This is a genomic window from Spirosoma lacussanchae (assembly GCF_005870035.1).
GTDB lineage: Bacteria > Bacteroidota > Bacteroidia > Cytophagales > Spirosomataceae > Spirosoma > Spirosoma lacussanchae.
In genome coordinates this window covers 2,218,898-2,231,572 of the sequence record NZ_SWJG01000001.1, presented here as the reverse complement: position 1 = coordinate 2,231,572, position 12,675 = coordinate 2,218,898, and the positions used below count along the sequence as shown (strand labels likewise).

Here is a 12,675-nt window from a genome sequence, read left to right as displayed (position 1 = left end):
AATGATAAACGATAAACGCGATTGAGATCAATATCATTCATCATTCATCATTCATCATTCATCATTCATCATTCATCATTCATCAAAATCATTTCCAGCCGTTGCGCTCGGCGAGCCGGTTGATGTGCTGGTAGTGGTGTTCGCTATGCCAGGCATAATGAGCGGCCTGCTCGGCGAGGGTATAGGTGTAGCCGCTGCCGGGATGGTAGAACGTACGGGCTAGCCCAGCTTCGTCGAGCTGACTCAGCACAGCCACCCAGCGCTGGTGCAGACTACGCAGAATAACCAGCGACGGTGCGATATCGAGCCGTGAGTCGGGCAGCGTGGCCCAATCGCCTTCTTCGTAGGGTTTTATGGTCGGATTGGCTTCGGTCAGGGCCAGCTTGGTCCGTATGTAACCGTTCATATGGCTATCAGCCACGTGGTGTATAAGTTGCCGGACCGTCCAGCCTTCGGGGCGGTAGGGCGTATCGAGCCGCTCGTCGCCCCACTTCCCAACCAGTTCGGTTAGTTTTATAGGTAACTCGTCGAGGCCGACAATATGCTGGCTGGTTTCGGCAATGGTGTAGGATTGGCCGAAGGTAAATGTTCCGATCGGGTACCGAAGCGCGTCAGAATCCTGCATAGCTGATCAGATAGTTGTTTTAGACTGAACCGGGTTGAGTGAACCCATTTTTTGTGGGTGTGAAGTACGTTTTTTTATCGGGAAACCGCATTAAGTTGGTCAGAGTACCACCAAAAGTTGTTGGGGGGTTTATGCAGGCGTGTAGCAACAGAGTTTATCCATCTGCTAGCCCTTGATCACCACGGCCGTACAATCAACTTGTTACGAACGGCACTGAGGACGGCCATATTGATGGCCAAAGAAATCCATACCGGCAAGCTGACAGGCGGGGTTGCAGCTTGTAGAGGAAAAATGCCCAGCCACGGTGTTTACTGATGGCAACTGGCTGAGCCCCAATCAGCAACCGACCCTCACTTGTTGGGGCTTAGTGTTCCCTGAAATTCCATTTGGAGTTATCGCTGCTGACATCAAATTCGGCCAGTGTTGGGGTACTGTCCCCGGAAGAGACCAGCGCTAGCTTCTTTTTCGAATTCGGCACGATCTTCGGCATTATCCGGTAGGTACCGTCTGTCAGTTGATCGATTCGCCACAGCTGTTCAGGTGCACCGGTAAAGGCCGAAACCGTGGTTACTTCGGCATCGGCAGTAGCCGCCAGGGCCCGATCGGTTCCGGCCAGCACGATTTTGTAGTAGGGGCCACCCAGATAGCCGGTGGTATCCGGCGCATCGGTAATGGTCCATTTCTGATGGGGGCGGTCCATATAGTCCCCTATTCTTACCTTGATCTCTCCGGTTGGCCAGTTTTTCATGACATCGGCTAATTGCTGAGCCGGAACCGGCTTTATGGGGTCGTTGCTGGGTTGGCCAAAGCCGCGTACAACGGGCATTCGGGTGAAATCAACGGCCAGTTCGAGGCCATAGCCTCGTCGGACAGATTCGATTTCATACGTACCTTCTTTAAACTTTTCACCGGCAACCGGCCACCCGTCTTTCCAAACCACCGGCAGTATACCCAGCACACTACGACCACCCTGCTCCAGATCGGCTTCGTAATGCAGAGACATTTTTTCAACCCCTTTCTCCAGTATGATGTGGCCAAAATGCCCGGGGCCGATCAACCCGCCCCGGGTGGCCACCACCAGTTTACCGCCCCCTTCCAGCATACTCCGGCCCACGTTATCGAGGTAAGGGCCGGTTATTTTTTTAGATCGCCCCACCACCACATTGTAGGTCGAATTGGCCCCATCGCAGCAACTGCCGTGCGTGGCCAGCAGGTAGTACCAGCCGTCGCGGTAGACGAGTGTACTGGCTTCGCAGACGATGGCTAGGTCTACGGGTTTGTTTCCGGCCTTGAGTTTTCCGGTTTTGGGGTCTAGTTCAACCAGGCGGGTATAGCCAAAATAGGTGCCATACGTCATCCAAAGACGCCCGGTAGTCGGGTCCAGCATCAGGCCGGGATCAATGGCATCGTTCTCTTCGTAGCCATCGGAGGTCGCTACGACAACTGGCTCGGAGTACTTGAAATCAGGGGATTTGGGGTCCAGACTTTTATTCCACATGGTCAGAATGGCGCCTTTGTGGCTGGGTGAGCCACCGGTGGCGCCATAGACAACCAGGTAGCGATCGCCAATTTTGAGAACGTCAGGTGCTGCGCCCCCACCCGGCCTTACCCCACCCCCGTACCAGGTCCAGCCATCGTCAGAGATCAACCCGCCACCGCCGGTCCCAAATGTGAAATACTTACCGTCACATGCAGCGATCGTTGACGGATCGTGGATAAAAGGCCTTCCGATCTGGGCTAGTACGGTTTGCGTTATCAATAAGACAAGTAAGGTTATCCGGCCAGTTACGTGCATTCGTTTCATGAAGCGGTTCGTTTTACTACCTTAAGGTTTTATCAGGAGGGCTTTTGTCATACCGACGGAAGGGGCTCTGGGCATTCAGAAAGCAGATTCCTCCTTTATCGGAATGGCAAAAAATGGATGCTATCAATTAGCCAATTACTCAGATCCGATTCGGAAGTTTTTCACGGGCTCCCCTTTTTCATCCAAAAAGCGAACACAGAAATTAGCCATACCCGGTCCGTTTATGACGGCTCCCCGAATGATGTTTCGGCCCTTTTTTAGCGTCAGACGGGCCGAGGTTCCGTTATCGGCAATCATATCCCGGTCGCCGGAAAGCAGCAGGGCTTCCTGACCATTCAACCACCACATGCTACCGGAATTACAGCCAGCCGCCAGCCGGACATTTTGCATTTCTTCGAACATTCGATAACCGTGACCAGCCAGACCAGTATGCCGTATTTTGGCTTGTTGAGGGCGTAGGTAAAATGGTATAAATTAACGTTGAAGGCCTTGCTGTCCAGCGCGTACCACCGCAGTTCCTGGGGTCCCACCTTTACGGTTTCGCCAGACCGGGGAACGGTGGCATAATCACTGGAGAAATTATCGGCCGAGAACGTGGTTCTGAGATAGTTGTCGGTGAATATATTATTTCGGGCGATATCTTTCTTTACGGGTTCCAGCACCAGCCAACGCTGAATAAAACCCCTAGCATCCGGTGCTTTTTTAGCCGCTGTAGCCGGTATGAAGTGTTTGGTGAGCGTATGAGTCGTATCGCTTTTCAACGGGATGGGCGGGAGCGGTGGGCGTTGTCCCTGCCCCTGCGCAAAGGCGGTAAAACTACCGGATTGAGATACAAATAAAACGACCAGAGTAACACCCAGCCGCCAGGGTTTAATTAGTCCATTCATAGCAGATTTCCAGGCTAAGGATCTGTGTTTCTACAGTAAGCTTAGATTGCCCAAACCTACTCTATGCCTCACTTCTAAACGAGCTGAAGGGTTTTGCCCGGAGCTACCCGGAAACGGGCCAGACGACCGGTAGGACTATACAAGTACAATACCTGCGCCGAATCAACTAAATTAGCCTTCGCGGTTTGGTTCTGCGTCACTCAATAGCGGTACGCAACGATAGCCGCGTTGATAGGTACAGATACGTTAGCCCAACAGGTAGCCAGAATCAGGGTTCACTCGCAAGTGCAACCCTACAGGCAATCAGACCCTGATTTACCAACAGTAAGCCAGTATACTGGTTAAGGCTGAGAGCCAGGCTCGTAAGTCTTGTTTGCTAATTCTTATTGTCGACCAAAGCCTTTTCGCTATGCTGTCAAAATATCTTTGGATGACTGGCTCGCTGATCATCGCTGCCCTGGGCGGTATTCACCTGTACCTCACGTTTTTTACCACTGCATTTCTGTCCGAAAACAAGCAGATGGTCGAGCAGATGAAAGCCTCTAAGCCAGTGCTGAGCCCTGCCATAAATATGTGGAAGGCGTGGATTGGATTCAACGCCAGTCACAGCAGTGGGCTCCTGTTCATTGGACTGATTAATTTCTATCTGGCGTTTCGCTACTTTGGTTATGTCCGGTCCGACCCTTTTTTCTTCATCATGACAATCCTTACGACTGGGTTTTACGCTTGGTTAGCCAGAACATACTGGTTTACGATTCCCTTCATGGGTGTGTCGACGGCCCTGATTTGCTACGTGGTTGCTTACGTAGTCATCTTAATGAACCAGTAACTCAGCGACGCCCCTATTCTGCTACTTACAGCCGTTGTCCAAGTGAGTTGACCCTCTTGAGGTCTGTCAATTACGGTTCATAGGGGCCAAGCCCCCTGTTTTATAAGCAAGCAACCGTTGACGATAAGGTTCAGAGTAACATATGCATCCCGCAGTACATGGCAACGGTGCTGAAGAAAGTAGTTTTTCTTCTCTGGCTTTGGTACCCTGATGGCGTACAGGGGCGTATCCCCTATCCGGGTTCGCCCAGCCAGAGCAAGCGTTTGCATCGCGGGAGACCAGCCCGTTTTGATTTACCCAACCCCAACGCGCAGACCGCCTACCGCTTCACCCACAGGCCAGCCATCACCCGTCCGGCTGGCGTTTGGCATTGGCTGGTGATGGTACGCCGGTAGCCTTGCCGAAGCAGGTCCTCATTGGTTCTGGCAAATTCAGCGTAGCTTATCCCGTGTCGGGCCACCCAGGCCGGTGGGTTAGGTATCTTGTCATAAATCACGCAGTAGCTGGTCTGCCCATCCATGAACGCCACGTTGATACTGGTCGGCATATACCCCTGGCGGGTCCAGGTGTTAAACTCGCGTTGGTAGGCCTCGTGGCTTAGGGCGTGCCGGGCCGCCCAGGGCGTCGTGTCAGGCCGTTTCTCGAAGACGCCCCAATACCCCAGCTGAGGTCGCTCGCCGGGCTGGTAATCGATAACCTGCAGAGTGTTGGCCGATACGCTGATGGGTCGATAGCCTTGAGCCACCAGCCGGTCAAACTGGCGTTGATACTCGCGGGCCGTTACATTTTTCACTTCGGTCCGCTGGGCGTTTGCGGACAGGTGGAGCACCACTAGCAGTGGGAGCAGATACGGTAGCTTTTTCATAATTTCGGTTCGTAAACAACTGCCCCGTTAGTCGTCTCAACCAACTCAACAACAAACCCGAATGAGCAAGCGGTCAATTCTCAACCCTAAACCGCCCCTCCAGCCCACAGCGATCGATGAGCCGCGTCACTCTAATCGTCTAGGTCCTCGTCCCACCGTGGTCCCCACGGTGAGAGCCGTTGGCCCCTACGTATTCACCATTCACAAAACAGGGACGGCCCAATCGATCCGGTATCGATTGGGCCGTCCCTGAATTAATTGAGCTTGTAACTTTTCTTGAGCAGTACCCCCTTATAGTGGGCTGGTCGCAGCGTTCCAGTGCTCCTGGATAACCCGCAGCAGTTCGGGATGTACTCCACCCCCGGCAATGACGTCGCCCCGGAACAGGTACTCCTGACCACCCGCAAAGTCGCTGACGGTACCGCCTGCTTCGCGCACCAGCAGTACCCCCGCAGCCATATCCCAGGAGTTCAGGTTGTACTCGTAAAAAGCCTCGAACCGACCCGCTGCCACATAGGCCAGGTCGATAGCCGCCGAACCCATCCGGCGCAGGCCGTGCGTTTGCTGCATCAACGACTCCAGAATATGCAGGTATGTCTGCATCTGCTCGAAGCGGTAGTACGGAAACCCCGTTGCAATCAGGCTCTCGCCCAGCGTCGGGGCCGCCGATACGCGAATGGGGCTGCCGTTGCAGTAGGCGCCCCCACCCTGCCAGGCCGAAAAACACTCGTCGCGGTTCGGATCATACACGACTCCCGCAATGGGGGTGCTGCCTTCGGCCAGGCCGATGCTGACCGAGAAAACCGGCAGGCCATGAATGAAATTGGCAGTTCCGTCGAGGGGGTCGATGATCCAGTTGAGGGCCGTCTGGTCGGCGATCTGCCCCGTTGTACCTTCTTCGGTAATAAAGCCGGCTTCGGGCAGCAGCGCGTGCAGCTGGGCAACGAGTTGCTTCTCGGTTTCCTTATCGACGTACGAAACGAGGTTGTTCAACCCTTTGTACTCGATCGCTTCACGCTGAAACTGAGCGCGTTCCTGAAGCAGGAACGCGCCAGCCGAGCGGGCAATAACCACAATTTGATCGGTCAGTTCAGCCAGATTATAGCGCATTGGTCCGTTTAGTTAGTCGGCAGGCCGTTGGAGTATCAGGCCATGATGGTACTTAACGCAGGTTCGTATAGCCCTTTGGCATCGGCACTCGTCATCACGGTATTGCCGTCGATGACGTACTCACCGGTTGCCGTTACCAGGCCCAGCTTCACGAAAGGCAGAATCGTATCTTCCAGATAAGCCTCTACCTGCTGCTGTTGGTCGGCCGATACCGATATCACCACCCGGCTCTGGCCTTCCCCAAACAGGAAAGCATCGGTCCGGTGCCGGTCGTCGGTTTCGATGGTGAAGCCTTTGTTGCCGGTCATGGCCGACTCCGCCAGCGCCACGAACAGACCGCCGTCCGATACGTCGTGGGCCGACTGCAGCCAGCCGTTCCGGATCATGGTCTTGGTCGCTTCCTGCACGCGCCACTCGGTGTCGAACTCAAAATAAGGGGCCGGTGCGGCTTTGATACCGCGGTACGAATACAGGTACTCCGACGACGAAATGTCGTTGGTCGACGGACCGATCAGGAAGATGACATCACCCTCGTTTTTGAAGTTCAGCGTCATCTGGTTCGACGGATCTTCCATCAGACCGAGCATCCCGATGGTTGGCGTCGGGAAAACCGGCCCGTCGTCCGACGACTGGTTGTAGAAGCTCACGTTACCGCCCGTTACGGGGGTACTGAACCGGCGGCAGGCTTCGCCCATGCCTTGAACGGCCTCCACAAACTGCCAATAGACCTCCGGTACGTAGGGATTGCCGAAGTTCAGGTTGTTGGTAACGGCCAGCGGCTCACCACCCGTACAGACGATGTTACGGGCGGCCTCGGCCACGGCGATCATAGCCCCCCGGCGCGGGCTGGCGTTCACGTACCGGCTGTTACAGTCGACCGTAATCACGATGGATTTGTTGCTCAGGCCGGTTTCGGGGGTTTTTACCCGCACCACGGCGGCATCGGACGGGGCGTTAGTGCTGCGGTTGGCGGTGCCGACCATGGAGTCGTACTGCTCATAGACCCACCGGCGCGAGCAGATATTGGGGTGGTTCAGCAGGTGCTCGGCTACCTTCCGGATCTCGTCGGTGTCGATATCGTCAACGTCGTCGGCGTCGAAGGCTTCGTATTCCTTTATATAGGCGGGTTCGCGGTATTCGCGCTGGTACTGCGGGGCGCCCCCACCCAGCACGAGGTCGTGGGCCGGTACGTCGGCGACCAGTTCGCCGTGGCGGTAGAAATGGAGTCGGCCTCCACCTTCCGGAGCCGGGGGGGTCACCTCCCCGATCTGGGCGCAGTTCAGGTCCCACTTGTCGAAGATGCCCTGAATGATGTGCTCCTTTCCTTTTTCAATCACCACCAGCATCCGCTCCTGCGACTCTGACAGCAAAATCTCGAACGGCGCCATGTTCGGCTGCCGGGTGGGTACGAGGTCCAGGTCAATGCGCATCCCGTGTTCCCCTTTCGCGCTCATCTCGGAAGTCGAGCAGATGATCCCGGCCGCGCCCATGTCCTGAATACCGATTACGTAGCCCGTTGCGATGATCTCCAGCGTAGCTTCGAGCAGCAGCTTCTCCATGAACGGATCTCCCACCTGTACGGCAGGCAGCTTATCGGTCGAAGCCGCGCTGATGTCTTCCGACGCGAAGGTAGCACCGTGAATACCATCTTTACCCGTGGCCGAGCCTACGATAAAGACCGGGTTCCCGACGCCGTAGCTGGTCGCTTTGGCTACCTTGCCCGCGGCCACGATACCCGCCGAGAACGCGTTCACGAGCGGGTTGGTGTTGTAGCACTCGTCGAAGAACAGTTCACCACCCACGGTCGGAATCCCGAAAGCGTTACCATAGTCGCCGATGCCTTTGACTACGCCCCGCAGCAGCCGCCGGGTTTTTGGCAGGCTCAGATCGCCGAAGCGCAGGGAGTTGAGCTGGGCAATGGGCCGGGCCCCCATCGTAAAAATATCCCGGTTGATGCCGCCCACGCCCGTTGCTGCACCCTGGTAGGGTTCGAGCGCCGAGGGGTGGTTGTGCGATTCGATTTTAAAGGAGCAGGCCAGCCCATCGCCGATGTCGACCAGGCCCGCGTTTTCTTCGCCGGCTTTGGCCAGCATCCGATCCGAGTCGCGGGGCAGGGTTTTGAGCCAGACGATGGAGTTTTTGTAGGAGCAGTGCTCCGACCACATGACGGAGAAGATACTCAGTTCCGTAAAATTGGGCTGGCGACCCAGAATCTGGACGATGCGGTCATATTCATCGGGCAGCAGGCCCAGTTTGCGGGCTGTTTCGACAGTGGGGAGAGCTTCGAGGGTATCCATTCGTGCGAAAGAGTAAGACGGAGCGTGGGGGCTGGCGGATGCCGGGTGACATGGAATGGCCGGTCTGCTGACCCGTTCACGCAGTAAATACGCCACAAAACTACGGTTTTCGGCCCAAAGAGTCCGAGGGTGGGTTGACAAATCTGCAAACGTTCGTATATTTGCATCACCACAGAGAGATGGCAGAGTGGTCGATTGCGTCGGTCTTGAAAACCGAAGACTGTAACAGGTCCGGGGGTTCGAATCCCTCTCTCTCTGCAGAAAGACCTCATATAATGTCAGAAGCCCGAGACATAGTCGTTTCGGGCTTTTTTTATGCCCTCCCCAAACAATAGATCTCAGCTACTTTAAAAACTACAGGCAGCCCCTGACCCATCATACAATCTGGTATAACAATACGCAGAAACAAACTACCGATGCGGTGAAGGTGCGGCAACAGCCCGCCCGGCCGTATTACGGCAGTCAGACGGTTAGCGTGCCCCACAGCCAAGCACCGTCAAGCTACTGCGCTATGCCGAGTCAGCCCTGAAGGCAATCTTTCGATTTGGCATCATCCTGTCGAATTTCGTTGCGGCCGATCATCGGCAACAGGGCGTATTCGTGAAGGTGCCAAATGAGCGACTGCTGACATATCGGGTGTCATAGACCGGCAGAACCGACGCCACGGCCGGGATCGGGCGCGGCTGGACAGTCAGTCGTTTACCCCCAACTAGGGACACCGGCAGGGGCGGACTGACGTGCTGGACTAGTCGCTGTTTAGGCTTTTGGCAGGATTGACAAGTGCCGCTTTGACGCTTTGGAAGCTAACTGTTAGTAAAGCAGTGCCGACTGCCAGCAGGCCCGCCAAACCGAAGACCCACCACTCGATGCTGACTTTGTAGGTGAACGCCTGCAGCCAGCTTTGCATGAGGTACCAGGCAATTGGCGACGCGATGAGGATAGCCACGACAACGAGTTTCAGAAAATCGCTGGAAAGCAGCGCCACGAGGCTGGCCGTGCTGGCGCCCAATACTTTACGAACCCCAATCTCTCTGGTACGCTGCGTCACGACGAATGATACCAGCCCGAACAAGCCCAGACAGCCAATGAAAATGCCAATCATGGCAAAGAGCGTCAGAAAATTAAACAGCTTACGTTCGTCATCGTAAAAAGCGCGCAACTCCGCATCCAGAAACGTCGGCTCAAAATAGTGGTTGGGAAAGAGGGCTTTCCAGTACTGCTCGATGTGGGCCAGCGCTTTGGTCGACTGGTCTCGTCTTATCCGGATGCTGGCCGTCTGAAAATTCCAGTCGGCATACAGGAATACGTGCGGCACGATCGCCGACCGCAAACTCTGCGAATGATAATCCTTCACCACGCCCAGAATGGTAAATGGTTTATCGTAATACAGCCGGATCGATTGGCCGATAGCCCGTTGGGGGTCCCGGAAGCCCAGATCACGGGCGGCTTTTTCGTTGATGACAGCTACTGTGTTGGTATCGGCACGAGTCCACGAGCGACCAGCTACCACCGGAATCTTGAAGAAACGAAAGTAATTGGTGTCCGCGTACTGGAACCGGAAGGTATACTCCCCGTTGGGCAGGTTGTGATGCCGTACCGTTTCCCACCACCAGTTCCGCTGGCCCGATGGCGTTGTTAACCCGAATGATACATCCTGAATGTCCGGATGCTGCTTCAGCTGCTGCCGAAACCGCTCCTGCACCACCGCGTTTCCCTTGTCGGGCATAGGAACGGTTACGACGTTCCGCTTATCGAAACCAAGGTCTTTTTCATACACGTAGCGAATCTGTCGGACACCGACAAGGGTACAGATGACTAGAATCTGGGCAATGACGAACTGAATGACGACCAGCGACTGCCGCAGGCTTACCCCCGACAGATGCGGAGCCGGCAACCGACTTCGCAAGATGCCCACAGGCTGAAAGCTGGCCATCACCAGCGCCGGGTACCCACCGGCCACCAGGGTGACCCCTATTCCCAGCAGCAACAGAAACAGACCGGTTGAGCCGTTCCACACGGCAGACTGGGCCACCTGCGTGTTCAGCAGTTGGTCAACGTACCCGACACACTGCGTGGCCAGCAGACTACCCAACCCAATGGCCCCAAAAACCAGCAGGGCCGTTTCGCCCAGGAACTGCGCTGCGAGTTGGGTTCGGCTGCTACCGAGCACCTTTCTGACGGCAATCTCGCGGCCGCGCCGGGTAGCCTGCGCCGTAGCCAGGTTGATAAAGTTAATGCTGGCCACGACAATCAGCAAGACGCCAATACCGGCGAGTGTGTAGAGCATCCACCGCGGAATAACGTAGTTGAAGGGGTCGGTGTCCATATCGAAATGGGCCTCCGTTATGGGCAGCAATTCGTACGAAACATAGTTCGATTCGTCTTTATGCAGGCTGGCAAGCCGGTTGAGCCCGCTTTCAATGGCAGACGGAGCCGCATCCGGTCTGAGCAACGCATATCCATGAAACATGGAATCGCCCCCGCCCCAGTGGTTCTCGTTGGCGTACGCATCCGACAGCCGGGGCAGCGTAGCATAAGAAATTAGCATCCGGATCGGAAACATGGTATTCGGGCGGCTCGTGCGGATAACCCCCGAAACCGTTAGGGTGACCCTGTTATCCAGTCGAACCGTTTTGCCGATGGCGTTCCCCGAAAACCACTGGCGAGCGGTTTTCTCGTCCAGAACAACCTGATTGGGCGCACTCAGCGACTGAACGGGCGAACCACTGATCCATGCCACATCGATCATCTCCAGGAGGGCTGGTGGCGCGTAGAAAACCCCGGTTGCGTTGAAAACTTGCTGCCCGATTTTGACGCTTACCGTGTTGCCGGTTCCTTTTACGCTGGCCACCTTTTCTACACCCGGAAACTGCGTCTGTACCGCCCTGACAATGCCCTGGGGTACGTGCGAGTTGACTTCACCGTATTTGTCATAGCTGCGGATCTGAAAGAGCCGGTTGGCATGTTGGTGAAACCGATCAAAACTGGATTCAAACCGAACGATCCAGAACAACACGATAGCCACGCCCAACCCCAGCGTCAGCCCGATTAGGTTGATGAGTGCGTAATGGCGGTGGCGGACCAGGTTTCGCCAGGAAGCCTTTGCGTAGTTGCCGAGCATAAGATAGCGTTTAGAAGAACCAGTCAGCCTGGGTCAAAAAACATACCAGCTCCCCGCAACCCCTCCAGCAGGCTGTCAGGGGCCATCTGCCCAGTCAGGTCTGTACGAATTCGGACACCCGTGTCCGCTCCGAGTACATCCGTGGCACAGCCGGCTGAATTAAGGAAAAGCGCTCAGTCCTTTGGTTTGTAAATAAGCCATGGCAGCTACCCATACGGCAACGGCGACAATAGCAATCAGACCAAACAGACTGATCGTAGCAGCCAGCCAGACAACGGCAATGATACTGGCGACCACCCACAGCATATCCAGCGTACAAATCAGCCTTACCACCCGGGGATTGATGGGGGTCTTAAGACTGGTAATCAGCACGAAAACGCCGAATACGAGCAGAAACAGGCCGACACCGATGAACGGATCGGTAGCCGCCACACCAAACAGGGTAGCTATGGGGCTGGCCAGCAGTATCAGCAGCAGACCCGTTGCGGCCGAGCTTACGCCATTGATGAGGAGGGTTGTTTTGAGAGAAATCATCGGAATAATCGATTGAGGTGAAGAGAATGATTTACGTCCGTTGCGGGCTTAGCGGCCCCAGAACTCGTCTTCCTGCCTGAGGTCCGCCGAAAAAATGGTCGCTGCTACCAGCTTTCCGTCCTCGACCGTATAGACGTCAATATTGTCGACGTCCAGGGTGCCCCCGCCTGGCTGCACGGCCTGCCAGTGCACCAGGCAGGCTACCTGATTACCATTAACCATCAGCGGTTTGACGTCGGTCAAGCGCAATGTACCCGCCGACGCTTCCATCATGATACCAACCATCTGGAAGACCTCCTGGCTGGATTTTTTCAGTCCGGAGAAGCGGTGGCGGCCCGGCTGCGACCAGTGGATGTTAGGGGCTACCAGCGCGGCTAGCTGGGCCTGGTCCCCGCGCTGAACGGCGGTCAGAAACCGGGTAACGATGTCGGTAGGTTGATTTGTCAGGGCGTTTGCGGACTGATTAGGTTGATGACCAGCTGACGGATAGACCTGTGCGGGTGCGGGCTGGCCAACCGCAAGCAGTGACAGCAGGCTCAGGCTGATCCATCGGTAGGCAACATGGTTTTGGCTCATACTCATTTTCGGTTTGCGTAACTGAAC

At 55.7% G+C, this 12,675-nt stretch carries 11 protein-coding genes and 1 tRNA gene; 2 read left to right on the top strand and 10 right to left on the bottom strand.

Features of this window, described 5'->3' with window-relative positions:
• Positions 1-88: 88 nt before the first annotated feature.
• The 4 genes from FBR45_RS09190 to FBR45_RS09180 all read right to left on the bottom strand — a co-directional run bounded on the left by FBR45_RS09190 (position 89) and on the right by FBR45_RS09180 (position 3,316).
• On the bottom strand, positions 89-625 hold the full coding sequence (locus FBR45_RS09190; RefSeq protein ID WP_138501348.1) for a YfiT family bacillithiol transferase: 537 nt from the start codon (positions 623-625) through the stop codon (positions 89-91).
• Between the two features lie 364 nt (positions 626-989).
• Entirely contained in the window at positions 990-2,429 is a 1,440-nt protein-coding gene (locus tag FBR45_RS09185) for a family 43 glycosylhydrolase (RefSeq protein ID WP_138501346.1), read from the bottom strand.
• A 135-nt stretch (positions 2,430-2,564) separates the two neighbouring features.
• Entirely contained in the window at positions 2,565-2,777 is a 213-nt protein-coding gene (locus tag FBR45_RS26580; protein WP_246082165.1) for a hypothetical protein, read from the bottom strand.
• The gene (locus tag FBR45_RS09180; RefSeq protein ID WP_246082164.1) at positions 2,765-3,316 is read right to left on the bottom strand and encodes a hypothetical protein; all 552 of its coding nucleotides are present in this window, start codon (positions 3,314-3,316) and stop codon (positions 2,765-2,767) included. The genes FBR45_RS26580 and FBR45_RS09180 overlap by 13 nt, the downstream gene beginning before the upstream one ends.
• A 409-nt stretch (positions 3,317-3,725) precedes the next feature.
• Between FBR45_RS09180 and FBR45_RS09175 the strand changes: the two genes are divergently transcribed.
• Positions 3,726-4,145, top strand: a complete 420-nt coding sequence (locus tag FBR45_RS09175) for an LIC_13387 family protein (RefSeq protein ID WP_138501344.1) — start codon at positions 3,726-3,728, stop codon at positions 4,143-4,145.
• Between the two features lie 319 nt (positions 4,146-4,464).
• On the opposite strand, the gene FBR45_RS09170 is transcribed toward FBR45_RS09175, so the two are convergent.
• The 3 genes from FBR45_RS09170 to purL form a co-directional block, all read right to left on the bottom strand.
• Positions 4,465-5,010 carry a hypothetical protein gene (locus tag FBR45_RS09170; protein WP_138501342.1) on the bottom strand — a complete coding sequence of 182 codons (546 nt, stop codon included), beginning with the start codon at positions 5,008-5,010 and terminating at the stop codon, positions 4,465-4,467.
• Between the two features lie 291 nt (positions 5,011-5,301).
• Complete coding sequence (locus tag FBR45_RS09165) at positions 5,302-6,120, bottom strand: inositol monophosphatase family protein (RefSeq protein ID WP_138501340.1); 819 nt, start codon at positions 6,118-6,120, stop codon at positions 5,302-5,304.
• A gap of 35 nt (positions 6,121-6,155) precedes the next feature.
• The gene (gene purL / locus FBR45_RS09160) at positions 6,156-8,417 is read right to left on the bottom strand and encodes a phosphoribosylformylglycinamidine synthase subunit PurL (RefSeq protein WP_138501338.1); all 2,262 of its coding nucleotides are present in this window, start codon (positions 8,415-8,417) and stop codon (positions 6,156-6,158) included.
• Between the two features lie 173 nt (positions 8,418-8,590).
• Here purL and FBR45_RS09155 point away from each other — a divergent pair.
• Positions 8,591-8,675: transfer RNA gene (locus FBR45_RS09155), tRNA-Ser, on the top strand.
• A gap of 487 nt (positions 8,676-9,162) precedes the next feature.
• On the opposite strand, the gene FBR45_RS09150 is transcribed toward FBR45_RS09155, so the two are convergent.
• The 3 genes from FBR45_RS09150 to FBR45_RS09140 all read right to left on the bottom strand — a co-directional run bounded on the left by FBR45_RS09150 (position 9,163) and on the right by FBR45_RS09140 (position 12,648).
• Entirely contained in the window at positions 9,163-11,538 is a 2,376-nt protein-coding gene (locus tag FBR45_RS09150) for an ABC transporter permease (protein WP_138501336.1), read from the bottom strand.
• Positions 11,539-11,697: 159 nt separating this feature from the next.
• On the bottom strand, positions 11,698-12,072 hold the full coding sequence (locus FBR45_RS09145; RefSeq protein WP_138501334.1) for a hypothetical protein: 375 nt from the start codon (positions 12,070-12,072) through the stop codon (positions 11,698-11,700).
• Positions 12,073-12,120: 48 nt separating this feature from the next.
• Positions 12,121-12,648: a nuclear transport factor 2 family protein gene (locus tag FBR45_RS09140; RefSeq protein ID WP_171044860.1), complete on the bottom strand. Its 528-nt coding sequence runs from the start codon at positions 12,646-12,648 to the stop codon at positions 12,121-12,123.
• Positions 12,649-12,675 lie beyond the last annotated feature (27 nt).

What these genes read in the sequence shown, in the direction of transcription:
- FBR45_RS09190 (WP_138501348.1), bottom strand. Translation starts at nt 625, where the DNA reads ATGCAGGATTCTGACGCGCTTCGGTACCCGATCGGAACATTTACCTTC.
- FBR45_RS09185 (WP_138501346.1), bottom strand. Translation starts at nt 2,429, where the DNA reads ATGAAACGAATGCACGTAACTGGCCGGATAACCTTACTTGTCTTATTG.
- FBR45_RS26580 (WP_246082165.1), bottom strand. Translation starts at nt 2,777, where the DNA reads ATGTGGTGGTTGAATGGTCAGGAAGCCCTGCTGCTTTCCGGCGACCGG.
- FBR45_RS09180 (WP_246082164.1), bottom strand. Translation starts at nt 3,316, where the DNA reads ATGAATGGACTAATTAAACCCTGGCGGCTGGGTGTTACTCTGGTCGTT.
- FBR45_RS09175 (WP_138501344.1), top strand. Translation starts at nt 3,726, where the DNA reads ATGCTGTCAAAATATCTTTGGATGACTGGCTCGCTGATCATCGCTGCC.
- FBR45_RS09170 (WP_138501342.1), bottom strand. Translation starts at nt 5,010, where the DNA reads ATGAAAAAGCTACCGTATCTGCTCCCACTGCTAGTGGTGCTCCACCTG.
- FBR45_RS09165 (WP_138501340.1), bottom strand. Translation starts at nt 6,120, where the DNA reads ATGCGCTATAATCTGGCTGAACTGACCGATCAAATTGTGGTTATTGCC.
- purL (WP_138501338.1), bottom strand. Translation starts at nt 8,417, where the DNA reads ATGGATACCCTCGAAGCTCTCCCCACTGTCGAAACAGCCCGCAAACTG.
- FBR45_RS09150 (WP_138501336.1), bottom strand. Translation starts at nt 11,538, where the DNA reads ATGCTCGGCAACTACGCAAAGGCTTCCTGGCGAAACCTGGTCCGCCAC.
- FBR45_RS09145 (WP_138501334.1), bottom strand. Translation starts at nt 12,072, where the DNA reads ATGATTTCTCTCAAAACAACCCTCCTCATCAATGGCGTAAGCTCGGCC.
- FBR45_RS09140 (WP_171044860.1), bottom strand. Translation starts at nt 12,648, where the DNA reads ATGAGCCAAAACCATGTTGCCTACCGATGGATCAGCCTGAGCCTGCTG.